The organism is Micromonospora sp. NPDC050784, assembly GCF_044456765.1.
GTDB classification, from domain to species: domain Bacteria; phylum Actinomycetota; class Actinomycetes; order Mycobacteriales; family Micromonosporaceae; genus Micromonospora; species Micromonospora foliorum.
On record NZ_JBITGG010000018.1, the window covers coordinates 54,420 to 81,384 of the forward strand.

Annotated in this window: 22 protein-coding genes; 15 read left to right on the top strand and 7 right to left on the bottom strand. The window is 71.3% G+C overall.

Annotated elements, in window-relative coordinates:
- Positions 1 to 102: 102 nt before the first annotated feature.
- A complete protein-coding gene (locus tag ACIBD9_RS23450) occupies positions 103 to 1,452 on the bottom strand; it encodes a hypothetical protein (RefSeq protein WP_396720858.1) in 1,350 nt (449 codons plus the stop codon).
- A gap of 81 nt (positions 1,453 to 1,533) precedes the next feature.
- Here ACIBD9_RS23450 and murD point away from each other — a divergent pair, with 81 nt between their 5' ends.
- Positions 1,534 to 2,880 (top strand): UDP-N-acetylmuramoyl-L-alanine--D-glutamate ligase, encoded by a 1,347-nt coding sequence (gene murD / locus ACIBD9_RS23455; RefSeq protein WP_396720860.1) that lies wholly within the window; start codon positions 1,534 to 1,536, stop codon positions 2,878 to 2,880.
- 33 nt (positions 2,881 to 2,913) lie between these two features.
- On the opposite strand, the gene ACIBD9_RS23460 is transcribed toward murD, so the two are convergent.
- Entirely contained in the window at positions 2,914 to 3,882 is a 969-nt protein-coding gene (locus ACIBD9_RS23460; RefSeq protein WP_396720863.1) for a hypothetical protein, read from the bottom strand.
- Between the two features lie 87 nt (positions 3,883 to 3,969).
- Between ACIBD9_RS23460 and ACIBD9_RS23465 the strand changes: the two genes are divergently transcribed.
- Positions 3,970 to 4,842, top strand: coding sequence for a hypothetical protein (locus tag ACIBD9_RS23465; RefSeq protein WP_396720866.1), 873 nt, complete (start codon positions 3,970 to 3,972; stop codon positions 4,840 to 4,842).
- Positions 4,843 to 4,872: 30 nt separating this feature from the next.
- The gene (locus tag ACIBD9_RS23470; RefSeq protein WP_396720869.1) at positions 4,873 to 5,709 is read left to right on the top strand and encodes a hypothetical protein; all 837 of its coding nucleotides are present in this window, start codon (positions 4,873 to 4,875) and stop codon (positions 5,707 to 5,709) included.
- Here the strand turns inward: ACIBD9_RS23470 and ACIBD9_RS23475 are convergent.
- Positions 5,693 to 6,589: a glutamate cyclase domain-containing protein gene (locus tag ACIBD9_RS23475; RefSeq protein WP_396720871.1), complete on the bottom strand. Its 897-nt coding sequence runs from the start codon at positions 6,587 to 6,589 to the stop codon at positions 5,693 to 5,695. The genes ACIBD9_RS23470 and ACIBD9_RS23475 overlap by 17 nt on opposite strands.
- A 239-nt stretch (positions 6,590 to 6,828) precedes the next feature.
- On the opposite strand from ACIBD9_RS23475, the gene ACIBD9_RS23480 reads away from it, so the two are divergent.
- The 5 genes from ACIBD9_RS23480 to ACIBD9_RS23500 all read left to right on the top strand — a co-directional run bounded on the left by ACIBD9_RS23480 (position 6,829) and on the right by ACIBD9_RS23500 (position 13,301).
- On the top strand, positions 6,829 to 8,127 hold the full coding sequence (locus tag ACIBD9_RS23480; protein ID WP_396720874.1) for an aspartate aminotransferase family protein: 1,299 nt from the start codon (positions 6,829 to 6,831) through the stop codon (positions 8,125 to 8,127).
- Positions 8,124 to 9,611: a CoA-acylating methylmalonate-semialdehyde dehydrogenase gene (locus tag ACIBD9_RS23485; protein ID WP_396720877.1), complete on the top strand. Its 1,488-nt coding sequence runs from the start codon at positions 8,124 to 8,126 to the stop codon at positions 9,609 to 9,611. The genes ACIBD9_RS23480 and ACIBD9_RS23485 overlap by 4 nt, the downstream gene beginning before the upstream one ends.
- 404 nt (positions 9,612 to 10,015) lie before the next feature.
- Positions 10,016 to 11,431 (top strand): N-acetylglucosamine/diacetylchitobiose ABC transporter substrate-binding protein, encoded by a 1,416-nt coding sequence (gene ngcE, locus ACIBD9_RS23490; RefSeq protein ID WP_396720879.1) that lies wholly within the window; start codon positions 10,016 to 10,018, stop codon positions 11,429 to 11,431.
- 65 nt (positions 11,432 to 11,496) lie between these two features.
- Positions 11,497 to 12,405 carry a carbohydrate ABC transporter permease gene (locus ACIBD9_RS23495; RefSeq protein ID WP_238661556.1) on the top strand — a complete coding sequence of 303 codons (909 nt, stop codon included), beginning with the start codon at positions 11,497 to 11,499 and terminating at the stop codon, positions 12,403 to 12,405.
- Positions 12,402 to 13,301 carry a carbohydrate ABC transporter permease gene (locus tag ACIBD9_RS23500; protein ID WP_396720880.1) on the top strand — a complete coding sequence of 300 codons (900 nt, stop codon included), beginning with the start codon at positions 12,402 to 12,404 and terminating at the stop codon, positions 13,299 to 13,301. The genes ACIBD9_RS23495 and ACIBD9_RS23500 overlap by 4 nt, the downstream gene beginning before the upstream one ends.
- Before the next feature lie 187 nt (positions 13,302 to 13,488).
- Here ACIBD9_RS23500 and ACIBD9_RS23505 read toward each other — a convergent pair whose 3' ends face one another.
- Positions 13,489 to 14,331, bottom strand: coding sequence for an SDR family NAD(P)-dependent oxidoreductase (locus ACIBD9_RS23505; RefSeq protein ID WP_396720881.1), 843 nt, complete (start codon positions 14,329 to 14,331; stop codon positions 13,489 to 13,491).
- Positions 14,332 to 14,684: 353 nt separating this feature from the next.
- A complete protein-coding gene (locus tag ACIBD9_RS23510) occupies positions 14,685 to 15,671 on the bottom strand; it encodes an N-acetylglucosamine kinase (protein WP_396720883.1) in 987 nt (328 codons plus the stop codon).
- Positions 15,672 to 15,877: 206 nt separating this feature from the next.
- Between ACIBD9_RS23510 and ACIBD9_RS23515 the strand changes: the two genes are divergently transcribed.
- The 5 genes from ACIBD9_RS23515 to ACIBD9_RS23535 are packed head-to-tail and all read left to right on the top strand — an operon-like array spanning position 15,878 to position 20,911.
- Positions 15,878 to 16,831, top strand: coding sequence for a MurR/RpiR family transcriptional regulator (locus ACIBD9_RS23515; protein ID WP_387171479.1), 954 nt, complete (start codon positions 15,878 to 15,880; stop codon positions 16,829 to 16,831).
- Entirely contained in the window at positions 16,828 to 17,577 is a 750-nt protein-coding gene (locus ACIBD9_RS23520) for a sugar isomerase domain-containing protein (RefSeq protein ID WP_091403970.1), read from the top strand. Before ACIBD9_RS23515 ends, ACIBD9_RS23520 begins: the two co-directional genes overlap by 4 nt.
- A 26-nt stretch (positions 17,578 to 17,603) precedes the next feature.
- On the top strand, positions 17,604 to 19,055 hold the full coding sequence (gene ngcE, locus ACIBD9_RS23525) for an N-acetylglucosamine/diacetylchitobiose ABC transporter substrate-binding protein (RefSeq protein WP_387171481.1): 1,452 nt from the start codon (positions 17,604 to 17,606) through the stop codon (positions 19,053 to 19,055).
- Between the two features lie 18 nt (positions 19,056 to 19,073).
- On the top strand, positions 19,074 to 19,982 hold the full coding sequence (locus ACIBD9_RS23530) for a carbohydrate ABC transporter permease (protein ID WP_238660884.1): 909 nt from the start codon (positions 19,074 to 19,076) through the stop codon (positions 19,980 to 19,982).
- Complete coding sequence (locus ACIBD9_RS23535) at positions 19,982 to 20,911, top strand: carbohydrate ABC transporter permease (protein WP_396720885.1); 930 nt, start codon at positions 19,982 to 19,984, stop codon at positions 20,909 to 20,911. The genes ACIBD9_RS23530 and ACIBD9_RS23535 overlap by 1 nt, the downstream gene beginning before the upstream one ends.
- Before the next feature lie 6 nt (positions 20,912 to 20,917).
- Here the strand turns inward: ACIBD9_RS23535 and ACIBD9_RS23540 are convergent, their stop codons facing one another.
- Both ACIBD9_RS23540 and ACIBD9_RS23545 read right to left on the bottom strand, forming a co-directional pair.
- Positions 20,918 to 22,612, bottom strand: coding sequence for an ABC transporter ATP-binding protein (locus ACIBD9_RS23540; protein WP_396721005.1), 1,695 nt, complete (start codon positions 22,610 to 22,612; stop codon positions 20,918 to 20,920).
- Positions 22,613 to 22,662: 50 nt separating this feature from the next.
- Positions 22,663 to 24,369: an ABC transporter ATP-binding protein gene (locus tag ACIBD9_RS23545; RefSeq protein ID WP_396721007.1), complete on the bottom strand. Its 1,707-nt coding sequence runs from the start codon at positions 24,367 to 24,369 to the stop codon at positions 22,663 to 22,665.
- A gap of 150 nt (positions 24,370 to 24,519) precedes the next feature.
- Here ACIBD9_RS23545 and ACIBD9_RS23550 point away from each other — a divergent pair, with 150 nt between their 5' ends.
- Positions 24,520 to 26,199: a bifunctional 3'-5' exonuclease/DNA polymerase gene (locus ACIBD9_RS23550; protein ID WP_396720887.1), complete on the top strand. Its 1,680-nt coding sequence runs from the start codon at positions 24,520 to 24,522 to the stop codon at positions 26,197 to 26,199.
- 171 nt (positions 26,200 to 26,370) lie between these two features.
- On the top strand, positions 26,371 to 26,964 hold the full coding sequence (locus ACIBD9_RS23555) for an NTP transferase domain-containing protein (protein WP_396720888.1): 594 nt from the start codon (positions 26,371 to 26,373) through the stop codon (positions 26,962 to 26,964).
- The last annotated feature ends 1 nt before the right edge of the window (position 26,965 follow it).

Sequence of the window (26,965 nt, forward strand, 5' to 3'; positions counted from 1 at the left end):
GCGTTGATCATGAAGTTATTGCCCTGACACGCCGATGGGAGTGGCAATAACTTCATGATCAACCGAGGGAAGGAGGGCCGGGGAGAGGTGGGGTGGGGTGGGTTAGGTGAGGGAACTTAGGGCTTTGGCGTAGGTGGGGGGGATGTGGTTGGGGCCGCCGGGGGTGAAGACGTCCGAGTTGGCCACCGCGGACCAGGCCGTTGCCGGGACGGCTTCGACCAGGGCCTGGATCACCGGGGCGTCGCGCCACTGGTCCTGCTCGGCGAGCAGGCCGAGGGCCACCACCGACTCCTCGACCTCGCCCACGCACTCGAACGGCTTGTGCCCGTCCACGCCCAGCAGCTCGCGGTAGCCGGGGATCTGTGACTCGTCGGCCAGCAGGTCACCGCCGAAGATGTGGGTGACCCGCTCCCGGGGCATGAACGGCGCCATGGCCAGGAAGACGAAGCGGCACTTCGGGCAGTCACGGCACCAGCGCTCACTCGCGTCGCGCAGCTTGAACGCCTGGTTGCAGCTGGTCACCACGTCGTCGTACCGGGTGAACTCGGCGAACAGCCGGGCGATGTGCAGCTCGGACAGTGACCGCAGCAGGGAGAAGTACGGGTCGGTGAGGCCGGCGTGCTCGGCCAGCGACGCCCGCAGCAGCCCTTCCGCCTCGACGCCCTTGGACCACTGGTGGTTGATCTCGTGGCCGTTCCAGGCCAGGTTTGGGTCGGACGCCGAACGCTCGTTGGACATCACCACCGGGCCCAGCCCGTGCAGGACGGCGGTGGCCACCGCGATCAGGGAGTTGATGGCGGTGACCGGGATGTGCCCGTTCAGCGCGCCGGCCGCGTTCAGGTCGAACAGCACCGGGTCGATGCGCCGCCGGGCGGCCAGCGGGACCAGCCCGGACGCCTCGTTGACGGCGACGATCACGTGGTTCGGGTTGACCGAGAACGGCACCGGGTCCAGCTCGGCGCGGCGCAGCGCCTCCAGGCTGACGATCGAGTCCTTACCGCCGCCGACGGCCGAGAGGGGGCGTCGGTCGGAGTCGTCGTACACGCGGGGTGAATCCGGCGAACCGGCGGGCACCTCCGGGCGCAGCTCGAGCACGTGCGGCAGCTGGTTGCGGTACGCGTACTCCGCGAGGCCCTTGGTGTAGACGGCCGTGACGTAGTCGACGGTGGCCGCGCCCAGCGGCGCCGGCAGCACGAGTCGGGGCGGCGCGGCGGCCTTGTAGTAGCTGACCCCGGCGACGAGGTGCAGCACCTCCAGCACCCGGTTGAGGGTCGCCACCGTCTCGTCGGAGGGCGGCTCCGCCGGCAGCGGAAGTGTGATCACCTCGGTGAACCGCTGCTCACCGGCCGGGCCGGTCAGCGCGTAGTCGAACAACACCTCGCCGGTGGCGAAGTCGATCGAGTAGGACGGGAAGGTGAAGGCGTCCATCCGCCGGAGCTGCTCGTTGGGCACACGCCATACTAGGCCCTGGTTCGTCCGGCCGTGTCCGGACCGGGCCCGCCTGCCGCCGCCGTGACCCACGAGGAGAGCCCCGTGCGCCTTTCTGACCTGCGCGGACGTACCGTCGCCGTCTGGGGCACCGGTCGGGAGGGCCGGGCCGCTGTGACCGCCATCGCCGCGCACGGCCCGGCCGAGCTGGTCGCCGTGGACGACAGCGCGAACTTCCTGTCGCTGCCCTGGGACGGCCCCTTGGCCGAGGCGGCGCCGCTGGTCACCGGCGAGGCGGGCTTCGAACGGCTGGCCGCCGCCGACGTGGTGGTCCGCTCCCCGGGCGTGCCCCAGACCCACCCGTGGCTGGTCGAACTGCGCCGCCGCGGGATCCTGGTGACCCAGGGCACCGCCTTGTGGATGGCCGACCACGCCGCGCGCACCGTCGGGGTCACCGGCAGCAAGGGCAAGAGCACCACCTCCAGCCTGATCAGTCACCTGCTCACCGCGATGGGCCGGCCGAATATCTTCGGCGGCAACATCGGGGTGCCGACCCTGGACCTGCCGGACGCGGAGCTGTACGTGCTGGAGCTGTCCAGTTACCAGTGCAGCGACCTCACCGACTCGCCGCGCGTGGCGGTCGTCACCGCGCTCTTCCCCGAACACCTGGACGCGCACGGTGGGGAACGGGAGTACTACCGGGACAAGCTCAACCTGCTCGCCCACGACCCGGAGACGATCGTGGTCAACGGTGGCGACCCCCGGCTCGCCGCGGAGTTGGGTGAGCTGCCGGCGGTCCGGGCCGGTCGTCCCGACACCACGCACGTCGCCACCGGCGCCGACGGCACGCCCTGGTTCCACGTCGGTGACCAGCCGCTCTTCCCGCGTGCCGTGCTGCCGCTGGTCGGCCGGCACAACGAGGGCAACCTCTGCGTCGCGCTCGCCGTGCTCGACGCGCTCGGCGTGGACGTGGTGGCCGGCAAGGACCACCTCGCCGTGGCGGTCGCCGAGTTCCAGGGGCTGGCCCACCGGCTCACCGAGATCACCGACCCGTCCGGGCTGACGTTCGTCGACGACACCCTGGCCACCAGCCCGTACGCGGCCATGCACGCCATCGACGCGTACGACGGACGGCCGTTGACGGTGATCGTCGGGGGCAACGACCGGGGTCTGGACTACACGCCGTTGGCCGAGCACCTGGCCGAGCGGGAGCTGACCGTGATCGGGATTCCGGACAGCGGGCCCCGCATCGTCGAGGTGCTCGCCGGCCTGCCGAAGGTGCGTACCGAACTGGTCGACGACCTGCTGGACGCGGTTCGGCTGTCCCGCGAGGTGACCCCGGCAGGTGGGGTGGTGCTGCTGTCCCCGGCCGCGCCCAGCTACGGCCGGTTCCGCAACTTCGAGCACCGCTCCGAGGTCTTCGCCCAGGCCGTCGCCGACACCGCCCGCTGAGCCCGGCTCAGCGGCGGGTCGAGGCCACCAACGTCACCGCGGGTGAAGCCCGGCGTGCAGGGCGCGCATCGAGCGGATCGCCGACCGGATCTCCTGGAGGTAGCGCCCCGGCGTGAGCGTCTGCTCGGGCAGCACCGCCAGGTCGGCCAACGTCGGGTCCACCCCGACCGTGTCGATGGCGCACCCGTACGGCAGGGCCAGCGTGCGCAGCGCGTCGCAGTGCTGGAACGGAACGTAGATCGGCGCGGTGACCATCAGGACCTCGTCGCCCGGGGCGAGCCGGACGTGGCCGGCCCAGAACCGCTGGGTGTCGGCGGTGTGCGCGCGTCGCTGGTCCGGTTCGCTGGACGGCGCGGCCAGCACCCGGATCGGGGGTAGTCCGTCCGGTCGGTAGGTTCGCGACGACCAGGAGTGGTGCGGGTGGCCGGCGTCGACGCCTGCCTGCTCCGCCGGGGCGGTCACCTCGAACACCCGGCGGACGGCCGTGTCCAGGACGTCCACCTCGGTCTCGTCGGCCGGCAGGCCCGCGTCGGCGAGGGTGCGGCGTTCCCAGTCCGACAGCGGCCGGAAGCTGCCCAGGACGGCGACCTCGCCGCTCACCGGTAGGCCGGCGCGGAGCAGGTGCGCGGCGTACCCGACGCGGCGTACGCAGGCGTGCGCCAGGCCGCCGAGCACCACGAGGTGGGCGTACGCCGACCGGCCCGGTGGCATCGGGTGGGTCAGCCCGAGCGCGGCGGCCGCGTCGAGCACCAGTGCCGCGGTGGCCGGGTCGAGGTCGGGTTCCCGGGCGTCGGGCCGTTCCCGACCGCCCCGGAAGTCCCAGTGGTGGGCGGAGAAGTCGTCGAGGAAGCGGAGCACCTCGGTGAGGTCGCCGTCGGGCCAGGTGCCGCCGAAGTGGGCGACCAGGCCGCGCAGCGGGGTGGAGCAGACCCAGGTCCGGACCTCCGCCGTGATCCGCTCGTCGTCCGTCCCGGTCGACGGCGCCGCGTCCGCTCTGTGCACCTGCCGGATGCTACCGGCCCGCTGGGGTGGGGCCGGCGGTTGTGGTTGCTGTCTACGCTGGCGGGAGCGGCTGATTGGGGGATCTCGATGACCCGTGACGTGGCCCGTCAGCGGTTACGGGAGGGCGGCGGCTCCAGCGCCGGCTTCGTCCGGCTGGTGGCGCACACCGACCCGGTGGCGTTGGTCGGCATCACGCTGTCGGTCACCCTCAGCATCGTGCTCGACCTCAGCAACGCCGCCTCCGGGGTGGAGTCGCTGTTGGCCGGCCTGATGGGCATCACCATCTCGCTGCTGGTCGACTCACTGGCCCGCGCGGAGCGCCGCTTTCACCTGCGCACCCTGCTGGACGGCCCGCCCTGGCTGGTGCACACCACCACGGAGTTGGCCGGGGCCATGCGGGAGGCGGCCGAGCAGCACGCGGGCACCCGGGTCGCGATGGAGGCGCAGCGGCGGTACGAGCAGTTCCGGTTGGAGGCCGAGCAGCTCGCGGACGGTCGGATCATCCGGCGCGGTGACGAGGACGAGGACCTGGTCGGCGCGACCCGCACCTGCGTGCACCGGCTGGACGGGTTGACCAACGTGATGCCCCGGGTGAGCGGGGAGCTGAGCTGGTGGCGCAGTGAGATCGGTCGGCGCTACTGGGAGGCCAACGTGGAGGCCCTGCAACGGGGTGTCCAGATCACCCGGGTCTTCGTCTACGCCACGCTGACCGACGAGTTGTCCGCCCTGGTGGAGAAGCAGCGCGCGGCCGGGGCGCGGGTGGGTCTGCTGCCCCTCGGGGTGGTCAGCCCGCACCTGCACGTCAACCTGACACTCTGGGACGGTTCGAGCTGTTGGGAGGCCCACATGACCGCACACGGCGAGATCGGCGAGAATCAGTTCTCGGTCAACCGGACGGACGTCGCTCGGCTCACCCGCGTGTTCGACCTCTGCGCGAACGCCGCGACCTTCCAGGACTGACGCCTCCGCCGGGGCGGGAACGGGTGAGCCATGACGTTGAGCGCGGTCCTGCTGGTGACGGCCGTGGTCTGGGCGGTCAGCGTGATCCGCTCCGTCCGGCTCCGCGCGCTGGTCTACAGTCTGCCGCTGCCGATGACGCTCGCCCTGGTCACCACCGACTACCGGGTGGACGGCGCGCAGGTGGTCGGCGTGGTCGGGCTCAACCTCTTCTTCGTCACCGTGGCGGTCACCCACCAGCGGTGGCGCTGGCCGATCCTGCTCGCCGACGTCGCGGGGATCGCCGTGTACGTGGCGTTGAGCGCCGGCCTGTTGGCCGTTCACATCCCGTTCGAGGTGGCCCTCGCCGGCACGCTCGTGCTCTGGCTGGCGGCCATCCTGTGGTTGCGTCATCGCGTCCGCCGCAGCGCCGGCCGCAGCGCCGGCCCGCGTGTCGCTCCCGCCGAGGAAACAGTTCCCGTCGCGGAGACCCGCCCGGACGGGCTGCCGGCGTTGCTCAAGCTGGTGGTGATCTTCGTTGGGGCGGTCCTCACCCAGCTGCTCGGTGCCGTGCTGCGTGGCATGGTGGTGACGTTCCCGTACTCAGGGGTGCTGGTCGCCGTCGAGGCCCGCCGGCAGTTGGCCGAGTTCAGTCGGCACTTCGCCCGCAACAGCCTCGCGCTGGTCGGCTTCCTCACCGCCTACCACTACCTTCAGGACGTATCGTCCGCTGCGGCGCTGGGCGCCGGCTGGGCGGCCTTCGCGGTGGTCGCCGCCGCCCTGCACCTGCCGTTGCGCCCTCGCCGGTCAGCCCAGGCGCAAGCGGCGAGCCGTCCGCCGAGGGCGTTACGGCCGGCGACCGAACCACCGACCCCTACCGGCCTGCCCTGACCAACTCGGCGATCTCGGTGAGCGGTTCGGCGTACGCGGGCCAGTCGAGGCCGTCGACGCTGAGCGTGGGGCGGCGGCGCACGCCGTCCACCGCGCCCGCGCGCACGATCGCGGTCAGCAGGTCGTACGACCAGGAAGGCTCCAGCAGCGTCCGAAGCTCGGGCACCTCGGGGCGGAGCAGCGACAGCGCGCCGACGAGGGCGGCGGCGGCCCAGTTGGAGGTGCCGCCGACGAGCAACGCGTCCGCGCCCACCACGCACCGGATCCGTTCGCCGGAGGCGACCACCCGTCCGATCAGGTCCGCCGGTAGGCGGCCCATGCCGAGTTCGTTGCCGCCGTCGCCGATGCCGATCCGGTACGCCGACCCGGAGGTGTAGAGCCGGTCGAGAGGTGCGGTGTGCGCGCCGATGTCCTCGCCGCGCATGTTGCGGGGTCGACCGTCCACTCCGGGCCCGACCCGTTCGCAGGCGATGAGGTGGGTCAGCCGGGCGTACTCGGGAAGGAGGGCGGCGGCCCAGTCCTGGTAACCGCGCAGCGGTGCGACGTCGACCGGCAGGCCCGGTGCGGCGGCGGCGACGGCCGCCTCGACGACCGGGGCGCAGGGCTCGTCGGTGACGAGCCGGCACCGGCCGCCGAGCAGGCGCAGCGCGGCGGCGATCTGGACCGCGCCGAGCGGGCCGTCGGTCTCCGCGTTGGGTGGCTCGGCGCCGGGGATGAAGAACCCGGTGAACACCGCCGCGTCGGGCGACCCGGTGGCGGCGAGCGACCGGGCGGCGGCCAGCAGACCGCCCGCCGCTGGCTCGGCCAGCGCCTCGCTGCCCCGGCCCACCTCGCGTGCGGCGACGCGCTCCAGTTCGGCGATCGTCTCTTCGATGCGCACCGTGTGCCTCCTCGGCGACAGTGGACCGACCCAGGGTAGCGGTGGGCGGCCAGGCTGCGGATCGAGTGGAAGGAGCCCATGAAGGCTGCGGAAATCAGCGGTCAAGACCGATCATGCCCCTGGAAATCGTTGACGTGCTGTCAGGTGGGGACGTCCTTGCGCTACAGGCTGACAGTTGTTCGCATCGACCGGCGGTGGGAGCGTGCGGTATCCACGAACGCCGCTGAAGGGTTGCCACGATGACCGACGACCTGCTGGCCCGGCACCGGGCCGTACTCCCGTCCTGGATGCCGTTGTACTACGCCGAGCCGATCGAGCTGGTGTCCGGCTCGGGCCGCCGGGTCACCGACGCGCAGGGTCGCAGCTACCTGGACTTCTTCGGCGGCGTGCTGACCAACATGATCGGGTACGACATCCCGGAGATCCGGGAGGCCGTCGAGCGGCAGCTCGCCACCGGCGTCGTGCACACCTCGACGCTCTACCTGATCCGGCAACAGGTGGAGCTGGCCGAGAAGATCGCCCAGCGCTCCGGCATCCCCGACGCCCGGGTGTTCTTCACCAACTCGGGCACCGAGGCGAACGAGGCGGCCCTGCTGGTCGCCACCAACCACCGCCGTTCACACCAGATCCTGGCCGTGCGCAACAGCTACCACGGCCGGTCGTACGCGGCGATGGGCGTCACCGGCAACCGCAACTGGTCGGCCAGCGGCCTCAACCCGCTCCAGGTGGCCTGGCTGCACTCCGGTGACCGGGTGCGCGGTCTGCTGTCCCGGCTCAGCGAGGACGAGCAGGTCGACGCGGCGGTGGAGGACCTGCGCGAGGTGCTGGCCACCCAGACCGCCGGTGACGTGGCCGCGCTGATCGCCGAGCCGATCCAGGGCGTGGGCGGTTTCGTGTACCCGCCGGACGGGCTCTTCGCCGGTTGGAAGAAGGTTCTCGACGAGCACGGCATCCTGTTCATCGCCGACGAGGTGCAGACCGGCTGGGGGCGTACCGGGGAGCACTTCTGGGGTTACCAGGCGCACGGGGTCACCCCCGACCTGCTCACCTTCGCCAAGGGCATCGGCAACGGGTTCGCCCTCGCCGGGGTGGTCGGCCGGGCCGAGGTGCTGGAGTCGGTGCCCGCCATCAGCTTCTCCACCTTCGGCGGCAACCCGATCTCCACGGCGGCCGGCAACGCGGTGCTCGACTACCTCCTGGAGCACGACCTCCAGGCGAACGCGGCCCGCGTCGGCGCGATCCTCGCCGACGGCCTGCGGTCCGCCGTGGGCGGGCTCGACTGCGTCGCGGAGGTACGCGGAAAGGGGCTGATGCTCGGCGTCGAGTTCGTCCGACCGGGCACCAGTGAGCCGGACCCGGCGTTGACCAACCGGGTCTTCGAAGCCGCCCGGGACGGTGGCCTGCTGGCCGGCAAGGGTGGCCTCTACGGCAACGTGCTGCGGATGGGTCCGCCGTTGACGCTGACCGAGGAGGAGGCCCGGGAGGGCCTGGCGATCCTCGTCGACGCGATCCGTTCCGCGGCGGGGGCGGCGGCATGAGCATCGGTCACTTCATCGACGGCAAGCGGGTCGGCGGCACGTCGGAGCGGCGCGGCGACGTGTTCGACCCGGCGACCGGTCGGCGTACCGCCGAGGTCGAGCTGGCCTCGACCGCGGACGTCGACGTGGCGGTGCAGGCCGCCGCCCGCGCGGCGCGGGCCTGGCGGGACGCGTCGTTGGCGCGACGGTCGGCGGTGCTTTTCGCCTTCCGGGAGTTGGTGCACGCCCGGCGGGACCGGCTTGCCGAGGTGATCACCGCCGAGCACGGCAAGGTGCTCGCCGACGCCGCCGGCGAGGTGCAGCGCGGCCTGGAGGTCATCGAGTACGCGTGCGGCCTGCCGTCGGCGCTGCGCGGCGCGTTCAGCGAGAACGTGTCCACCGAGGTCGACTCGTACACCATCCGGCAGCCGCTCGGGGTGGTCGCGGTGATCTCCCCGTTCAACTTCCCGGTGATGGTGCCGCTGTGGTTCGTGCCGGTGGCCGTGGCCTGCGGCAACGCGGTGGTGCTCAAGCCGAGTGAGAAGGACCCGAGCGCGGCCTTGCTGCTGGCCGAGTGGTTCGCCGAGGCGGGCCTGCCCGACGGGGTGCTCAACGTGGTCAACGGCGACAAGGAGGCGGTCGACGCGCTGCTGGAGCACCCGGAGGTGCGGGCGGTGTCGTTCGTCGGCTCCACCCCGATCGCCCGGTACGTCTACCAGCGCGGAACGGCCGCCGGCAAGCGGGTGCAGGCGCTCGGTGGGGCGAAGAACCACATGGTGGTGCTCCCGGACGCGGACCTGGACCTGGCCGCCGACGCGGCGGTCAACGCCGGGTTCGGCTCGGCGGGGGAGCGGTGCATGGCCATCTCGGTGCTGGTGGCGGTGGAGCCGGTGGCGGATGCGCTGGTCGAGCGGATCGCCCAGCGGGTGGTCGGGCTGCGTACCGGCGACGGCCGACGGGGCTGCGACATGGGCCCGCTGGTCACCGCCGCGCACGCGGCGAAGGTGCGCTCCTACGTGGACGCCGGTGTCGCCGCCGGCGCGGTGCCGGTGGTGGACGGGCGGGACGTGACGCCGGACGGCGACCCGGACGGTTTCTGGCTCGGCCCGACCCTGTTCGACCGGGTGACCCCGGACATGTCGATCTACACCGACGAGATCTTCGGGCCGGTGCTGAGCGTGGTCCGGGTCGGCTCGTACGACGAGGCGGTGGACCTGGTCAACGCCAGCCCGTACGGCAACGGCACGGCGATCTTCACCAACGACGGTGGTGCGGCCCGGCGCTACCAGCACGAGGTGGAGGTGGGCATGGTCGGGATCAACGTGCCCATCCCGGTGCCGATGGCGTACCACTCGTTCGGCGGCTGGAAGTCGTCCCTCTTCGGCGACCTGCACGCGCACGGCGAGGACGGGGTGCGCTTCTTCACCCGGGGCAAGGTCGTCACCAGCCGCTGGTTGGATCCGCGGCACGGCGGGGTCAACCTCGGGTTCCCCACCCAGACCTGAGCAGTCGCAGCACGCCCGCCCCGGCCAGGTACGCCACCAGCGCCGGGGCGGGCGTGCGAGCGGCTCCGGGGCCTGCTGCGTACCCCTCGACGGTCGGGGTGATGACCCGGTGTCCGAAAACGACCATGGTGATGGCGAGTGCGCGGAGCAGGTCGACGTGCCGCTCCCGCCCAGCCGGGGTGCGCTCGGTCAGTTGGCGCAGACGGCGTGTGGACCCGGGTTGGGCGACCCGGCGACGGCTGGTGGTGATAACGGTTCGACCGTCAGGACTTGAAGTCCGAGCCCGGCTGTCGTAGAAATTCTTCAGCAACAGAGCATGAACTGAAGAGAATCACCGCGCCTCGCGCGGCGGACGCCTCCCCCCACAGAACGGCGACCCGCCCGACCCGACCCGAGGAGAACCCATGAACAGGCGTGACATCCTGCGGCGCAGCGCCGCCGCCGGCCTCCTGGCCACCCCTGCCGCCGGCCTGCTGTCCGGCTGCGCCACCGGCGGTGGCGGTGACAAGAGCGATGCCGAGACCTACCAGGGCACCAAGAGCGCGCAGAACCCGCTCGGCGTGAAGGAGGACGCCCCACTCGAGGTGGTGATCTTCGGCGGCGGGTTCGGTGAGGAGTACGCCAAGGCCCACGAGGCCATGTACACCGAGAAGTACCCGAAGGCGAAGATCAAGCACTCCTCCACCCAGGAGATCAGCAAGACGCTCCAGCCGCGGTTCGTCGACGGCACCCCGCCGGACGTGGTCAACAACTCCGGCTCCAGCCAGATCGACTTCAACGGCCTGGTCAGCCAGAACGCCCTCGCCGGCCTCGACGACCTGCTGGCCGCCCCGAGCCTCGACATCCCCGGCAAGACGGTCAAGGACACGCTGCTGCCCGGCGCGGTAGAGGTCGGCTCCTACGACGGTAAGTTCCTGGTGCTCAACTACACCTACACCGCCTACGGCATCTGGCACTCCGCCAAGCTGTTCGCCGACCGCGGCTGGTCGTACGCGAAGACGTGGGACGAGCACATCGCGCTCTGCAAGCAGATCAAGGCCGCCGGCATCGCCCCCTGGACGTACGCCGGCCTGCACCCGCGCTACATGAGCTGGCCGCTGATCTCCACCGCGATCAAAGTCGGCGGCCCGTCGGTGGCGACCGCCATCGACAACCTGGAGCCGAACGCCTGGAAGTCCGACTCGATGCGGACCGCCGCCGACGCCTGGCACCAGATCGTCAAGGACAAGTACATCCTGGAGGGCTCGCCCGGCCTGGACCACAAGCAGTCGCAGACCGCCTGGTGCCAGGGCAAGGCGGCCTTCATCTCCTGCGGCTCCTGGCTGGAGAGCGAGCAGAAGGACGTCACCCCGGCCGGGTTCAACATGACCATCGCGCCGACGCCGAGCCTCGGCAGCGGCGACAAGTTGCCGTTCGAGGCGATCCGCGGCACCGCCGGGGAACCGTTCATGGTGCCGGCCAAGGCCCGCAACGTCGCCGGCGGCCTGGAGTACTTCCGGACAATGCTCTCCAAGAAGGGCGCCCAGGATTTCACGAAGAAGGTCGCCAGCCTCACCGTGGTCGCCGGCGCCACCGAGGGCGTCGAGCTGCCGTACGGGCTGAGCACCGTGGTCAAGGTCCTCGACGCGTCCGGCGCCAACGGCTTCAACTGGGTCTACAACAACTTCTACCGCAAGTTGGAGCGCAACCTCATCGACGCCGCGTGCGGCGAGTTCTTCAGCGGCCGCATCGGCCCCGCGGAGTTCCTCGAACAGTGCCAGAAGGGCGCCGACTCGATCGCCCAGGACAGCTCGATCAAGAAGTACAAGCGAGCGGCCTGACCCGCCCGGCCGGTGGGGGAGAGGTCCGCCCCCACCGGCCGTACCCCGACGGAAAGGTCCCTCTCGTGAAACATGGCAAGTGGCCGCTGATCGTCACTTTCCTGGTGCCGCCGGTGCTGCTGTACGTGTTCTTCGTCGTCTCGCCGTACCTGCAGGCGTTCCAGATCTCCACCACCGACTGGCTCGGCTACTCGGCCGACGCCAACCCCGTCGGCCTGGCCAACTTCAAGACCCTCTGGCACGACGACTACGTGTGGAACGCGCTGAAGAACAACGCGATCCTGCTGGGTCTGGTGCCGGTGCTGACCATCGTTCTCGGGCTCTTCTTCGCCACCATGCTCGCCATGGGCGGGCGCAAGGGCAGCGCCGGCGTGACCGGCGTACGCGGGAGCGCGCTCTACCGCACGGTCTACTTCTTCCCGCAGGTGCTCTCCGTGGTGATCATCGCGCTGCTCTGGAAGGAGGTGTACCACCCCAACCAGGGACTGCTGACCAGCGCCGCACACGCCGTCGGCCTGCCCGCGCCGACCTGGCTCGGCGACCCGGCGACCGCCTTCTGGTGCGTGCTGGCGGTGATGGTCTGGAGCAACGTCGGCTTCTACGTGGTGCTGTTCGGCGCGGCGATGTCGGCCGTACCGAAGGAGATCTACGAGGCGGTGCTGCTCGACGGCGCGTCCCGGTTCACCACCCTGCGCCGGGTCACCCTGCCGCTGCTCTGGGACACCGTCCAGGTCGCCTGGGTCTACCTGGCCATCTTCGCCCTGGACGGGTTCATCCTCGTACAGCTGATGACCAACGGCGGGCCGAACTTCTCCACCGACGTGATCGGCGTACGGATGTACGACACCGCCTTCGGCAGCGAGACCAAGTTCGGCTACGCCTCCGCGATCGGCGTGGTGATGTTCTTCCTGACCCTCTCGGTGGCGGTGCTGTCGCTGCGGGTCGGCCGGCGCGAACGGATCGAATACTCGTGACCACTCTGGACCAGCCCACCGCGACCGCCCCGACCCCGGTTGTCAGCCGGGACCGCCCGGTACGCCGGGAACTCGGCGTGGCCAACGCCCTCTCGCACGGCTTCCTCCTGCTCTGGGGCCTGCTCACCGTACTGCCACTGCTGTGGATGTTCATCAGCTCGTTCAAGACCAACGGTGAGATCCTCGCCGACCCGTGGGGGCTCCCCGGCGCGCTGCACCTGGACAACTGGGCGCGGGCCTGGACCGGCGCGCACATCGGCCGGTACTTCCTCAACAGCCTGGTGGTGGTGACCGGCTCGGTGAGCCTCACCATGCTGATGGGCGCCACCGCCGCGTACGTCTTCGCCCGGTACGAGTTCCGCGGCCGCCAGGTCGTCTACTACCTGTTCGTCGGCGGCCTCATGTTCCCGGTGTTCCTCGCCCTGGTGCCGCTCTTCTTCGTGGTCCGCAACGCCGGCCTCTTCAACACCTGGCTCGGGCTGATCCTCGTGTACGCGGCCTACTCGCTGCCGTTTACGGTGTTCTTCCTGACCGCGTTCTTCCGGACCCTGCCGACCTCGGTGGCGGAAGCCGCACTTGTCGATGGCTGCGGTCACTTCCGGCTCTTCTTCCGGGTGATGCTGCCCATGGCCCGTCCCGGACTGATCAGCGTGGCGATCTTCAACTTCCTCAGCCACTGGAACCAGTTCCTGCTGCCGCAGGTGCTGTTGCAGGGCGACGACTCCAAGTGGATGCTGGCGCAGGGGCTGTTCGCGCTCTCGGTCAGCCAGGGCTACGCCGGCGACTACGCCCGGCTCTTCGCCGGGCTGAGCATTGCGGTGCTGCCGGTGCTCGCCATCTACGTGGCCTTCCAGCGCCAGGTGCAGTCGGGCCTCACCGCAGGGCAGCTCAAGTAGGGTCCGTTCCTGCCTCCTCGCCGTCGGGTAGGCCCGTCGTCCTCCAGGCAACTCAGGTCTGACCGATCCTGATCGTCCACGGACCTGCCCGACGTGCGCGCGCTGCCCGACGTGCGCCGGGGCTGGACCTCCGGTTGACGTCGGCTCGCGGGCCGGCTCGGCTCCGACGAGCCAAGCCGGCCTGTCCTCAGATCGCGAGGGCCCCGCCGTCCACGGGGAGGAGCACACCGTGGATGTGCGACGCCTCTTCACTGGCGAGGAAGATCACCGCAGCGGCGGTGTCCTGCACCGTGCCCGTGCGCCTGTCCGGGTTGTTCTCGGCGAGCTTCTCCAGGATGGGGCGGAGGTCTTCGTTTGCCTCCGTGATGGTGGGTCCGGGAGCGACGGTGTTCACCCGGATGCCGTCGGCGGCCAACTCCGCGGCCCACGACCTCGTGAGCGAGTGCAGGCCTGCCTTGCTGGCGCCGTACAGCGAGGTGAACTTGATTCCATCTACGCCGCCGATCGAGCCCATGTTGATCACCGAGCCGCCGCCGTGCTCCACCATGCCGGGCACCAGGGCCGCCGTCAGGAGGAACGGGGCCTTGATGTTGACCTCCAGCACCAGGTCGATCTGTTCCTCGGTCGACTCCGTCATGGGGTGGGGCGGCACGAGAAAGGCCGCGTTGTTGACCAGGATGTCGATCGGCCGACCCGCCAGGGCCGTCGCCTCCTGTGCGAGGCGGCGGATCTCGGAGGCACCCGCGGAGAGGTCCGCCTCGACGAAGTGGGCGATGCCGCCCTCCGCGACGATTCCGTCGACGATCTGAGCGCCCTGCTCCGCGCCAAGCCCGGTCACGACGACGATGGCGCCCTCGCGGGCCATCGCCTCCGCCACACCGCGCCCAATTCCGCTGGTCGAGCCTGTGACCAGGGCAGCGCGCCCTTCGAGACGATTCATGTTCTTACCTCCGGTTTCTGCCGTGCTGTCGATGGACGCGGAACGGCTGAACCTCTCGTCGATCCCGTCTAAAGTTGCTTGAACAAGCAAATATACTCGGTGATTCCCCGGCAGGTGGCGGGCTCTGGTGCGGTGCCACCGCTGGGGGGCGGTGCCGAGACCGCATTCCGTGTCTCGGCCGTCCCGGCCGGGGCCACGGCTTCGACAACCGCCGTCACCTGCTCGGGGCCGGGGCAGCCCGCGCGGATTCGCCGCCGCCCGCCATGATCGTGCCCGTCTCGGGCGCCGCGCGCCGGTGATCGCGCTAAATCCTGGAAAGAGTCCCCTCGTCGCAGCCGGAGAGCACTACATCCTGGATCGAGTGCGATCATGCGGGGCGTGCGGCGCGGGGCGTGCGGCGCGGCGCGCGGGGCGTGCGGGGCGCACGCCCAGCGCCGGGGGTTTCAGGGGGCGGGGAAGAGGCGGGCGTGCAGGGCGGCTGGGTCGGTCACCTCGGGTAGGCCGCGGGCGGCAAGCCAGGCTGCGGCGGCGGCCCCGTCCCCGGCGGTCCGCAGGGGCGCGTCCGGCCAGTGTCGCGCGATCTCGGCCCGGACGGTGGTGGCCAGCGGGGTGTCCGCGGTGAGCAGGCCGCCGCCGAGCACGATCGGTGTCACCGCCCCGGCGGGGCGGATGCGGCTCACGCTCTCGGTGAGGTGCGCGGCGGCGTCGGTGATCAGCGCGGTGGCGACCGGATCGCCGTGGGTGGCGGCGTCGACGACAAGTGGCGCGAGCCGGGCCAGTTCGATCGGGGGTCGCCGGGTCACCGTCTGGATGGTGGCGTCGACGGTGTCCCGGGGGCGGGCGGCGATGTCCGCGCTGCCCAGGAGTTCGGTGAGCACGGTCGTGGCCAGCCCGCCAAGCTCACGGCCGGCGTCCAGGTCGGCGAGCAGCCGGCGTACCGCTTCCCGGCCGAGCCAGAAGCCCGAGCCGGCGTCGCCGAGGAGCCAGCCGTGGCCGTCGGCGATCCGGTCGAGCCGCAGCTCGTGGACGTGCGCGGTGATCGCCCCGGTCCCGGCGATGAGGATGGTTCCGTCCGGGGCGGCGGTGCCGGAGGCGTACGCGACCAGGGCGTCGCCGTGCACCTCGTACGGGCAGCGCAGGCCGGCGTCCTGCCAGGCCTGGTCGAAGGCGGCCCGCCCGGCCGGGTCGGCGAGCAGCCGGCCGGCTCCGGCGAGCCCGATGGTGCCGGCGGCCACCCGGGTCGGGTCGAGGTCGGTGAGCGCCTCGCGGAGCGCGGTCAGCAGTTCGGCGGCGGCGCGTTCGGCGCCGTGACTGGTGGGGTTGCCGCCGCCGGCGCGGCCGGTGCCGACGCGTTGCCCGGTGAGGGTGAGGGCGGTCGCCCGGGTGGACGTACCGCCGACATCGAGACCCACCACGACGGTGTCGGACATCGGCACGGGTCTCCTTGCGCGGAACGGCGATCTGGCTTGTTCATGCTGGTCGGCGGCGTCGTGTGGGGCAAGTTGTGGCGGGCGTGAGGGGCTGTGCAGCAGGTAACAGTTTGAAAACTTCGCCCACAGTCTTGACACAGAGGGCCGTTCAGTAAGAACTTTTACCACTAACAGTTAACAGTCTTTTCGGAAAGCGGAGGCAACTCATGGTTGATCACGAGGTGGACACCGCCGCGGGGACCGCGGTGGTCGACGCCGACGTGCTCGACCGGAGGGCCTCGGCCTCCGACGGGGTGCTGGCCCGGGTCCGCAACGGCCTCGGCGAGTTGACCGGCGCCCTGCGCCGGGTCGCCGAGCACGTGCTCAGCGACCCGGAGGCCGCCGCCCGCTCGACAATCGTCGAGCTGGCCGAGCGGAGCGGCACCTCACCGGCGACCATCACCCGCTTCTGCCGGGCGATGGGCTTCGAGGGGTACGCCGACCTGCGACTGGGCATCGCCTCCGAGACCGGCCGGGCACGCTCGGCCGGCTGGACCGTCGACATCGGACGGGAGATCCAGCCGAGCGACCCGCTGGCCCGAGTGCTGGACCAGATCATGGCCGCCGACACCCGGGCCATGCACGACACCGCCACCCTGCTCGACCTCGCCGAGGTGGAGCGGGCCGCGGTCGCGATTGCCGGCGCCAGCCGGGTGAACATCTTCGGCGCCAGCGGCAGCGCCCTGGTCGGCGAGGAGATGCAGTTCAGCCTGCATCGCATCGGGGTGGCGGCGTGGGCGTGGAACGACGTGCACGAGGGGCTGGCCAGCGCCGCGTTGCTGCGATCGGGGGACGTGGCGCTCGGCATCTCGCACACCGGGCAGACCCGGGAGACGATCGAGATGCTCGCCGAGGCGGGCAGCCGGGGCGCCACCACGCTCGCGCTCACCGGCTTCCCCCGTTCGCCGTTGGCCGAGCTGGCCGACATCGTGTTGCTCACGGCCAGCCAGGCGACCACCTTCCGGCCGGACGCGCTCTCCGCCCGGCACCCCCAGCTGGTGGTGCTCGACCTGCTCTACATCGCCGTCGCCCAACGCACGCACGACCGCGCGCACGCGGCCTTCCGGCGGACCGCGCAGGCCGTCGACGGGCACAAGGCAGCGAAGGGAGCCCATTCATGATCAGCGCCCAGGGGTACGCGGACGCCGTCCGCCCGGTGCTCGACCGGCTGCTCGACTCGGAGGCCGACGGGATCACCCGGGCCGCCGACCTGATCGCCGACAGTCTGCGCGACGGCGGTGTGCTCCAGGCGTTCGGCGCCGGGCACTCGGAGGCGTTCGCCGCCGAGCTGGTCGCCCGGGCCGGCGGGTTGGTCCCCACCAACCGGCTCTCGGTACGGGACCTGGTGATGCACGGTGACGCCCCGCGCGACGTGCTCGCCGACCCCAAGCTGGAACGTGATCCCTCCATCGCCCACCAGATCTACGCGCTCGCGGCGCCTCAGCCGCGCGACGTGTTCGTGGTGGCGTCCCAATCCGGCATCAACGGCTCGGTGGTCGAGCTGGCGGCGCTGGTCACCGAGCGCGGTCACCCGTTGATCGCGGTCACCTCGGTCGAGCACACCGCACGGGTGGCTCCACGGCACCCGTCCGGGCACCGGCTCGCCGACCTCGCCGACGTCGTGCTGGACAATGGCGCGCCGTACGGCGATGCACTGCTGCCGCTCGAGGGCGGCGGCGCGGTCTGTGCGGTCTCCTCGGTCACCACGGCGCTGCTGGCGCAGCTCCTGACCGCGGAGGTCGTACGACGGTTCCACCAGGCCGGGGAGGTACCCCCTATCTACCTCTCCGCCAACGTCCCCGGCGGGGACGAGCACAACCTCGCCCTCGAGTCGCGGTACGCCGGACGTCTCCGGCGTACCGCATGACCCGAATTCCACAAGGAGAGACGACGATGTCGATTACCCCCGAACACCCGGCCGCACTCGACCGTCGCACAGTGCTGCGTCGCGCCGCCGCCGTGGGCATGCTCGCCACTCCGGCCATCGGCCTGCTCAGCGCCTGCGCCACCAGCGGCAGCGACGGTGACAGCGAGCAGGTCGCCGGCGGCACCAAGAGCGAGAAGAACCCGCTGGGCGTCAAGGAGGACGCCGCGATCGAGGTGGTCATCTTCAACGGTGGCTACGGCGAGAAGTACGCCACCGACGTGCACGAGCCGCTGTACAAGACGGCGTTCCCCAAGGCGGAGATCAAGCACCAGGCCACCCAGGCCGTCTCCACCGTGCTCCAGCCGCGGTTCGCCTCCGGCAACCCGCCGGAGTTCGTGAACAACTCGGGCGAGAAGTTCCTCGACTTCGGTGCGCTCGTCAACGACGGCCAGCTGCAGGATCTCACCGAGCTGTGGGACGCGCCGTCGGTCGACGACCCGAGCAAGAAGGTCCGCGACACCGTCATCCCGGGCATCGTCGAGCAGGGCATGTTCAGCACGGCCGACGGGCAGCGCAAGCCGTTCGTGCTGTACTACGTGTCGACCGTCTACGGCATCTGGTACTCGGGCAAGCTCTTCAAGGACAACGGCTGGACCGCGCCCACCAACTTCGACCAGTTCAAGGCGCTCTGCGAGCAGATCAAGGCGAAGGGCATCACCCCGTACGGCTACGCCGGGGCGAACGCGGCCTACTACCAGTGGAACGTGATCCTCACCCAGGCCGCGAAGATCGGCGGCGCCGACGTCCTGAAGAACATCGACAACCTGGAGGACGGCGCCTGGAAGCAGGACGCTGTCAAGCAGGCCGCGGAGGCATGGGCGGAGATCGGCGCGAAGTACTCGGACAAGAGCTTCGAGGGGCTGAAGCACACCGACGTGCAGCTGCGGCAGAACCAGGGCAAGGTCGCCTTCTACCCGTCCGGCGACTGGCTGGAGAACGAGCAGAAGAAGGACACGCCGGCGGGCTTCACCTACCAGCTCATGCCGGTGCCCAGCCTCACCGCGTCGGACAAGCTGCCGGCGGCCGCTATCCGGGCGGCCGGTGGCGAGGGATACTTCGTTTCGTCCAAGAGCAAGAACCCGCGTGGCGGCCTGGAGTACATGCGCCAGATGCTGTCGAAGGCGGGCGCCCGGGGCTTCACCGAGACCGTCGGTGCGGCCACGGTCGTGCCGGCCGGCAGCGAGGGCTTCCAGTTCCCGCCGGGTGTGGCCAGCGCGCAGGTGGCCCTGAAGGCAGCCGGTAAGGACGTGTTCAACATGCTCTTCGACAACTGGTACAAGGAGCTCGACACGGAGGCGCGTACCGCCACCAACGAGCTGATGTTCGGCCGGATCAAGGCGGACGCCTTCGTGGAGCGGATCCAGAAGCGCGCCGACGCCATCAAGAAGGACAGCTCCGTCACCAAGTTCAAGCGCTGATCGATCGGAGCTAGGGTCATGCGGCACGGCAAGTATCCATTCGTGATCGGGTTCCTGTTCGCCCCGGTCGCGCTGTACGTGACATTCGTGATCTGGCCGTACGCGCAGGCGTTCCAGATCTCGATGACCAACTGGCGGGGGCTTTCCGCCCCGCAGTGGGTGGGCTTCGACAACTACCGGAGGCTGCTCGACGACGGCGCCTTCTGGAAGGCGGTCCAGCACCACGGCGTACTGCTGCTTGCCCTGCCGCTGATCACCATTGCCATCGCCCTGTTCTTCGCCTTCCTGCTCAACGTGGGCGGCAAGAGCAGCGGCGGTCAACGCCAGGGGGTCTGGGGGGCGAAGTTCTACCGGGTGGTGTTCTTCTTCCCCCAGGTCCTGGCGGTGGCCATCATCGCGGTGTTGTTCCAGATGGTGTACCGGCCGAACGAGTCCGGCCTGATCAACGGCGTGCTGATGAAGTTCGGCCTGGAGCCGGTCCTCTTCCTCATCAAGCCGAACCTGGCCCTCTGGTCGATCATCGCGGTGCTGGTGTGGCAGGCGGTCGGCTTCTACGTGGTGCTCTTCTCGGCGGGGATGGCCTCCATCCCCGGTGAGATCTACGAGGCCGCCGAGATGGACGGGGCGACGAAGGTGACCCTGTTCTTCCGGGTCACCCTGCCGCTGCTGTGGGACACCCTCCAGGTGGCGTGGGTGTACCTCGGGATCGCGGCGTTCGACGCGTTCGCCATCGTGGCGGTGCTCTCGGTGGACGGTGGCGGCCCGGACGGCGCCACCACCGTGCTGGCCATGGAGATCTACCGCAACGCGTTCGTCTACTCGAAGTACGGCTACGCCTCGGCGATGGGCGTGGCGCTGTTCTTCCTCACCCTCACGTTCGCGGCGCTGACGCTGCGGCTCACCAAGCGGGAAAGCGTGGAGTACTGATGAATCCGCAGTCGACGCTGCCGCCGACGCCGGCGGCGCTGCCGCCGAAGACCGGTGACCCGTCCGCCCCCGCCGGGCCGGGGCCCAAGGGCCCCCGCTCGGAGGTACGGTTCTTCGCCGGCCTGGGGCACGTCGCGCTCGCCGTGTGGGCGGTGATCGTGATCGTGCCGATCCTCTGGACCTTCCTCGCCGCGTTCAAGAACACCAGCGAGATCTTCAGCAGCCCGTGGACGCTCCCGGCCGAGCTGCGCTGGGAAAACTTCGGGCGGGCCTGGACCAAGGCGCACGTGGGGCGGTACTTCCTCAACAGCGTGATCGTGGTGTCGTGCAGCACGTTCCTCACCATGCTGCTCGGCTCGATGGCCGCGTACGTGTTGGCCCGCTACAGGTTCTGGGGCAACCGGGCGATCTACTTCCTCTTCGTCTCGGGGTTGGCCTTCCCTGTCTTCCTGGCCCTGGTGCCGCTGTTCTTCGTGGTGAAGAACCTGGGTCTGCTGGACACGCACACCGGCGTGGTGCTGGTCTACACCGCGTACTCGTTGCCGTTCACGGTGTTCTTCCTGGCCGCGTTCTTCAAGACGCTGCCGTCGTCGGTGGCCGAGGCGGGGATGATCGACGGCTGCGGGCACAGCCGGCTGTTCTTCCAGGTGATGATGCCGATGGCGAAGCCGGGCCTGATCAGCGTCGCGATCTTCAACATCATCGGTCAGTGGGCGCAGTACCAGCTCCCGTTGGTGCTGCTCTCCAACGCCAAGGACAAGTGGGTGCTCACCCAGGGCATCGCCGACATCTCGGTCAACGCCGGTTACGAGGCGGACTGGTCCGGGCTGTTCGCCGCGCTGACCATCGCCATCCTCCCGATGATCATCGTGTACGCGGTCTTCCAGCGTCAGATCCAGGCCGGCCTCACCTCCGGCGCGGTGAAGTAGGGCGCCTCACCGCTCGTCGACACGGGTGTGCCAGGAGCGCCACAGGGCGGCGTACGCGCCACCGGCCGCGACCAACTCGTCGTGGCTGCCGATCTCGGTGATCCGACCGTCCGCGAGCACGGCGACCCGATCGGCGTCGTGCGCGGTGTTGAGCCGGTGCGCGATCGCGATGACGGTCCGCCCGACCAGCACGGCGGCCAGGGCACGTTCGGTCCGTCGGGCGGTGGACGGGTCGAGCGCGGCGGTCGCCTCGTCCAGGATCAGCGTGTGCGGGTCGGCGAGCACCAACCGGGCCAGCGCGAGCTGCTGGGCCTCGGCCGCACCGAGCTGACGGGCCCCGTCGCCGAGCTGGGTGTCGAGGCCGTCGGGCAGCTCCGCGTACCACTCGGCGCCCACGGTGAGCAGCGCGGCGCGCATCTGGTCGTCCGAGGCGTCGGGCGCGGCGAAGGAGAGGTTGTCGCGTACCGAGCCGATGAAGACGTGGTGCTCCTGGGTGACCAGGGCGATCCGGCGGCGTCGCTCCGCCGGGTCGAGGTCGGTGACCGGGCAGCCGCCGATGCTGACGACGCCGTGCCGCGGCGCGTCGATCCCGGCCAGCAGCCGGGCCAGGGTCGACTTGCCGGCGCCGGACGGCCCGACGACGGCCAGCCGCTCACCGGGCTGCACCTCCAGGTCGATGCCGTGCAGCACGTCCGGCCCGTCGTCGGAGTAGGAGAACCGCGCTCCCCGCACGACGAGCCGCTCACCCCGTGAGGAGGCGGTCGTGCCGGGTGGTTCCGGTGGGACCATGCCGACGCCGAGCAGCCGGGCGTACGACGCGAAGCCGCGTTGCGCCTGCTCCGTCCACTGCAACAGCCGGTCCAACGGGTCGATCGCCTGTTGCAGGTAGAGCGCGGCGGCGACCACCGCGCCGAGCGACACCATGTCCCGGGAGAGCAGGTAGCCCCCGACGAGCAGGACCATGGCGACCGGCAGCGGGTAGCTCGCCTCGACGACCGAGAAGAACACGGTCCGCAGCGCGAGGGTCGCCCGGCGGGCCCGCCACACCATTGTGACGCGGGTGGTGCCGTGCCGGACCCGGTCGTCGGCCAGCCGCAGCGCCTCCACCGTGCGCGCGCCCTCGGCGGTGGTGGTCAGCGTCTCGGTCAGTTCGGCTGCCGCCGCGCCCTCGGCGAGGTACGCCGAGCTGGCCCGGCGCAGGTACCAGCGGGTCACCGCCACGATCGACGGGAGCCCGGCCAGCGCGGCCAGCCCGAGCAGGGGGTGCAGCAGGAAGACCGCGCCGAACAGCAACGTCAACTGCACCGTGGCGATGACGATGGTGGGCACCACGTCCCGGACGGTCGTGCCGACCGTCGACACGTCGACGGAGCTGCGGGTGGCCAGGTCACCGGCGCCGGCGCGTTCGACGACCGAGACGGGCAGCCCGAGAACCCGGGAGACGAACTCCTCGCGCAGCTCGGCGACGGCCCGTTCGCCGAAGCGGTGACCGGCGTACTGGGCGTACCGGGAGAGCAGGGCGCTGACCAGGACGCAGCCGGCGATGGCCAGTGCCAGCCGGTCCACCGTGGCCACGCCCGCGCCCGCGGTTACCCGGTCGACGATGGTGCCCAGCAGCCACGGCGGGGCTAGCCCGGCGACCGCGGCGGCGCTGTGCAGCGCCAGCACGACCCCGACGGCGCGCCGGTGCCGGCTGATCATGTCCCGTAGGGCCCGGCGGACGGTGCCGCGGTCGGCCACCGGCAGCCGGCTCACCGGTACGCCTCCTCGCTGCCGCGGGCCACCAGGTGCCGGTAGGCCGGGTCGGTGTCGAGCAGGTCGCTGTGGCTGCCGGTGGCGGTGATCCGGCCGGCGCTCAGGTGCGCGACCAGGTCGGCCCGGCCGAGTAGCAGCGGTGACGTGGCGATGACCACGGTGGTCCGCCCGGCCCGTGCGGCCCGCAGCCGCTCGGCGATGCGTGCCTCGGTGTGCGCGTCCACCGCCGAGGTCGGGTCGACGAGGATGAGCACCTCCGGCTCGCTGTGCAGCGCCCGGGCCAGGCGGACCCGTTGGCGCTGACCGCCGGAAAGCGTCCGGGCGCGGGCGTCGATCGGGGTGTCCAGTCTGGCGGGCAGGGCGTCGACGATGTCCTGCGCCGAGGCGGTCCGCACGGCCGCGCTCATCCGCTCGTCATCGTCGTCGGCCCCGGCGCGCAGGATGTCGCGCAGCGTCCCGGCGAAGAGGTAGGAGTCGTGGTCGGCGACGAGGATCCGCGCGCGGACCTCGTCCAGGGCGACCTCGCGCAGCGGCACGCCGCCCCAGGTGACGCCGCTGGCCACGTACCGGCCGAGCCGGTCGGCCAACGCCACGGCCGCCGCCGGATCGTCTGCCGCCACGCCGGTCAGTTGGCCGGCGCGCACGGTCAGGCCGGTCACCGGGTCGTGCAGGTCGGCCGGGCCGTCCGGCGCTCCCGGGTCGTCCGGCCGGCGGGCCTCGGGCACGGCGTCCGGCCACCGTCGACCCGGGCCACCGACGTCGTCCGGTGTCACGGTGAGCAGGTCGGCGATCCGCCGGGCGGCGACCCGACCGCGGATGAGCTGGTAACTGCCCTCCAACAGAAACCAGACCGGCACGATCAGGGTGGCCACGTAGCCGTAGACGGCGACCAGCTCGCCGATCGTGACGTCACCGGTCACCGCCATCCGGGCTGTCAGCCACACCACCGCCGCCAGGAACAACCCGGGGATGGCGACGGTCGCCGCGTCGATCCAGCTGTTGACCGCGCCGACCCGGTAGCCCTCGGCGCGCAGCTCCTGGGACCGGGCCGCGTACCGCCGGGCGAACAGGTCCCGGCCGCCCACCCCGGCGAGCACCCGCAGCCCGGCCACGATGTCTCCGGATCGGGCGGTGAGCGCGCCCTGTTGCCGGCGGTAGACCGATTCGACCTGCTCCAGGCGGCGCAGCAGCGGCCCCACGACCAGACCGACCGCCGGCACCCCCACCAGCACGCACAGCGCGAGCATCGGGGAGATCGACCAGAGCACCACGGCGATCACCCCGTACGCGACGACCGCGCCGACGCCCGGCCCGGTCAGCGTCAGCACCTGCGCCGTCCAGTCGATGTCGGAGCCACCGATGGTGGACACCTCGCCCGCCCCGACCCGGCGGGGCAGCACGGCGCCGATGCGGGACAGGTGGCGCAGCAGCACCTCCGCCGAACGGGCCTTGGCGTCCTCCCGGATGAAGGTCATCGTGCGGTGACGCATGATGCCCAGGTAGGACAGGCCCACGCCCGCGACGACGATCGCCGCGACCCAGAGCGCCAGGGCCTGGGTGTCGCGTTCGCGCAGCCCGTCGTCGACGGCGCGGGCGATCAGGTAGGGCCGGGCCGAGAGCCCGATCATCCAGGCCGTGCCGATCAGGCTGCCGCGCAGCACCCGCCAGGGTTGGCAGCGGACCAGCCACCAGAGGTATCGCATCGGACCCCGGGTGTCGGGGGTGCCAGGATCGGAGTGCGGGATCTGCGGAGGCACCCGGTCACGCTACCGACCGGCCCCGACACCGCACCGACCCGACAGCGGTGAGGTGCGCCTCCGTTTCTGTCGGATGGGAGAGGCAGAATCACGTTCGTGCTGGTGGCGGTGGTGTCCGACGAGCGGGGTGGGGGAGTGCTCTGCCCGCTGGACGCCGCCGGCCGGCCGACCGGCCCGCCCGAGGCCGTCACCGATCTGGTCGCCGCGGTCGCCGTCCGCGAGGCCGCCGCGCACCCGCGTTGGGTCTGGTCGAGCGCCGCGGCGGTCTACCCGACGCTGCTGCGCGCCGGCGTCCGGGTCGATCGGTGTCACGACGTGGAGTTGACCGAGGCGTTGCTGCTCGGGCACGCGGGCCGCTGGGGCGAGCCCCGCTCGCTGACCGCCGCGTGGGCCCGGCTGACCGGCGCGGCGGTGCCGCCCGACCCGCCGCCGCGCGCCGTCGCGCCGCCCGGGCACGGCCAGGGCGCGCTCTTCGACACCCTGCCCGGTCCGCCGGGCCCGGGCATCGAGGCACTGACCCAGGTGTACGCCGACCAGCTCGCCCGCGTCGCCGCGACCGAGCACCCCGGCCGGTTCCGGTTGCTGGTGGCCGCCGAGTCGGCCGGCGCGCTGATCGCGGTGGAGATGGGCGTCGCCGGGCTGCCCTGGCGGGCCGACGTGCACAACGAGATCCTGCACGAGCTGCTCGGTGAGGCGTCCCCGGTCGGTGGGCCGCCACGCCGACTCGCCGAGTTGGCCGCCCGGATCGCCGACGCGCTCGGCGTACGCGGCCTGCACACGGACTCTCCGGCCGAGCTGCTGAAGGCGTTCGCCCGGGTCGGGGTGGAGCTGCCCAACACCCGGGCCTGGGTGCTGCGCGGGGTGGACCATCCGGCGGTGCCGCTGGTGCTCGAATACAAGGAGCTCTATCGGATCTGGACGGCGCACGGCTGGGCCTGGCTCGATCAGTGGGTGCGGGGTGGCCGGTTCCAACCGGAGTACGTGCCGGGTGGTGTCGTCTCCGGCCGGTGGGCCACCCGGGGTGGTGGCGCGTTGCAGATTCCCAAGGTGATCCGGCGGGCGGTGGTGGCCGATCCAGGCTGGCGGTTGGTGGTCGCCGACGCCGGCCAGTTGGAGCCTCGGGTGCTGGCCGCGGTCTCCGGCGACGCCCGGCTGGCGGCGGCGGGCGGTGCCGGCGACCTCTACGCGGCCCTGGCCCGGGACTCGTTCGGCGGCGACCGGGCCAAGGCCAAGGTGGCCCTGCTCGGCGCGATGTACGGGCAGACCGGCGGGGCGGCGGTGCCCGCGTTGGCGGTGCTGAAGCGCAGCTACCCGACGGCGTTCGGTTACGTCGAGGCGGCCGCGCGTACTGGTGAGACGGGTGGCCTGGTGCGGTCGTGGCTGGGGCGGACGTGCCCGCCCGGCTCGGCCGGGTTCGGTGATCTCGACGACGAGCCCTCCGCTCCGGAGGGGGCGGCCGATCCGCACAGTCCACGGGCGCGTGCCGCGCGGTCCCGGGGGCGCTTCACCCGCAACTTCGTCATCCAGGCCACGGCGGCGGAGTGGGCCTCCACGTTGCTGGCCACGCTGCGCACGGAGTTGTCCGGCACCGACGCCGAGCTGGTCTTCTTCCAGCACGACGAGGTGGTCGTGCACGCGCCCGCCGGTCAGGCGGACGCGGTCGCCGAGGCGGTCAACAGGTCCGGCGAGCGGGCCTCGGCGCTGCTCTTCGGCACGACGCCGGTCCGGTTTCCGCTGGACCTGTCCATCGTCGACTGCTACGCCGACGCGGCCTGACCGACGGAGTGTCCGCGTCGGGAGATGCCGGTCGTGTAACGGTTGTGCTATTTCTCCTTTTCGCCCCGCCACCCTCGGCTGGCCGTCCTCGTTGCAGTGTCCGTAGGAGGGGACGGATCGGTCGCGGTCCGTCCCGTGCTAAAGGGGGCGCAGCTGAACCGGATCGCAGGAATGATCATCGCCGCAGGCGGGGGACGACGGATCGGTGGTCCCGAGGCGCTGCTGCGCCAGGGAGACAAGCCCCTGGTCAATCAGATGATCGACACGATGACCGAGGCGGGCTGCGAGCAGATCGTGGTCGTCCTGGGTGCCGCCGCGGAGCAGGTCCAGGAGACCGCCGACCTGGGCAAGGCCACCGTTGTGATCAACAAGGCGTGGGGCACCGGAGTCGGCTCGTCCATCCGGGCCGGCCTGGCCGCCATGGACGACGAGGGGATCGAGGCGGTGGTGGTGGTCCCGGTCGACATGCCGGGCCTGACCGCCGAGGCGGTCAGCCGGGTGGCCGCGCTGCCGTACCCGGACGTGCTGGTCTGCGCCACGTACGACGGGTTGCGCGGCTACCCGATGCTGTTCGGTCGCCGGCACTGGCCCGGCATCGCCACCCTGGCCAGCGCCGACGTGGGCGCTCGACCGTACCTGTTGGCGCACAAGAACCAGATCGTCGACATCGCCTGCGACTCGGTGGCCGACGGCAGCCGGGTCGACACCCCGGAGCTGATGGCGCTCTATGGCCTGACGGTCCCGCCGCAGCGCGTCGGGGTCTGAG

What these genes read in the sequence shown, in the direction of transcription:
- ACIBD9_RS23465 (WP_396720866.1), top strand. Translation starts at nt 3,970, where the DNA reads ATGACCCGTGACGTGGCCCGTCAGCGGTTACGGGAGGGCGGCGGCTCC.
- ACIBD9_RS23470 (WP_396720869.1), top strand. Translation starts at nt 4,873, where the DNA reads ATGACGTTGAGCGCGGTCCTGCTGGTGACGGCCGTGGTCTGGGCGGTC.
- ACIBD9_RS23480 (WP_396720874.1), top strand. Translation starts at nt 6,829, where the DNA reads ATGACCGACGACCTGCTGGCCCGGCACCGGGCCGTACTCCCGTCCTGG.
- ACIBD9_RS23485 (WP_396720877.1), top strand. Translation starts at nt 8,124, where the DNA reads ATGAGCATCGGTCACTTCATCGACGGCAAGCGGGTCGGCGGCACGTCG.
- ngcE (WP_396720879.1), top strand. Translation starts at nt 10,016, where the DNA reads ATGAACAGGCGTGACATCCTGCGGCGCAGCGCCGCCGCCGGCCTCCTG.
- ACIBD9_RS23510 (WP_396720883.1), bottom strand. Translation starts at nt 15,671, where the DNA reads ATGTCCGACACCGTCGTGGTGGGTCTCGATGTCGGCGGTACGTCCACC.
- ACIBD9_RS23515 (WP_387171479.1), top strand. Translation starts at nt 15,878, where the DNA reads ATGGTTGATCACGAGGTGGACACCGCCGCGGGGACCGCGGTGGTCGAC.
- ACIBD9_RS23520 (WP_091403970.1), top strand. Translation starts at nt 16,828, where the DNA reads ATGATCAGCGCCCAGGGGTACGCGGACGCCGTCCGCCCGGTGCTCGAC.
- ngcE (WP_387171481.1), top strand. Translation starts at nt 17,604, where the DNA reads ATGTCGATTACCCCCGAACACCCGGCCGCACTCGACCGTCGCACAGTG.
- ACIBD9_RS23530 (WP_238660884.1), top strand. Translation starts at nt 19,074, where the DNA reads ATGCGGCACGGCAAGTATCCATTCGTGATCGGGTTCCTGTTCGCCCCG.
- ACIBD9_RS23535 (WP_396720885.1), top strand. Translation starts at nt 19,982, where the DNA reads ATGAATCCGCAGTCGACGCTGCCGCCGACGCCGGCGGCGCTGCCGCCG.
- ACIBD9_RS23540 (WP_396721005.1), bottom strand. Translation starts at nt 22,612, where the DNA reads ATGATCAGCCGGCACCGGCGCGCCGTCGGGGTCGTGCTGGCGCTGCAC.
- ACIBD9_RS23545 (WP_396721007.1), bottom strand. Translation starts at nt 24,369, where the DNA reads ATGCGATACCTCTGGTGGCTGGTCCGCTGCCAACCCTGGCGGGTGCTG.
- ACIBD9_RS23555 (WP_396720888.1), top strand. Translation starts at nt 26,371, where the DNA reads ATGATCATCGCCGCAGGCGGGGGACGACGGATCGGTGGTCCCGAGGCG.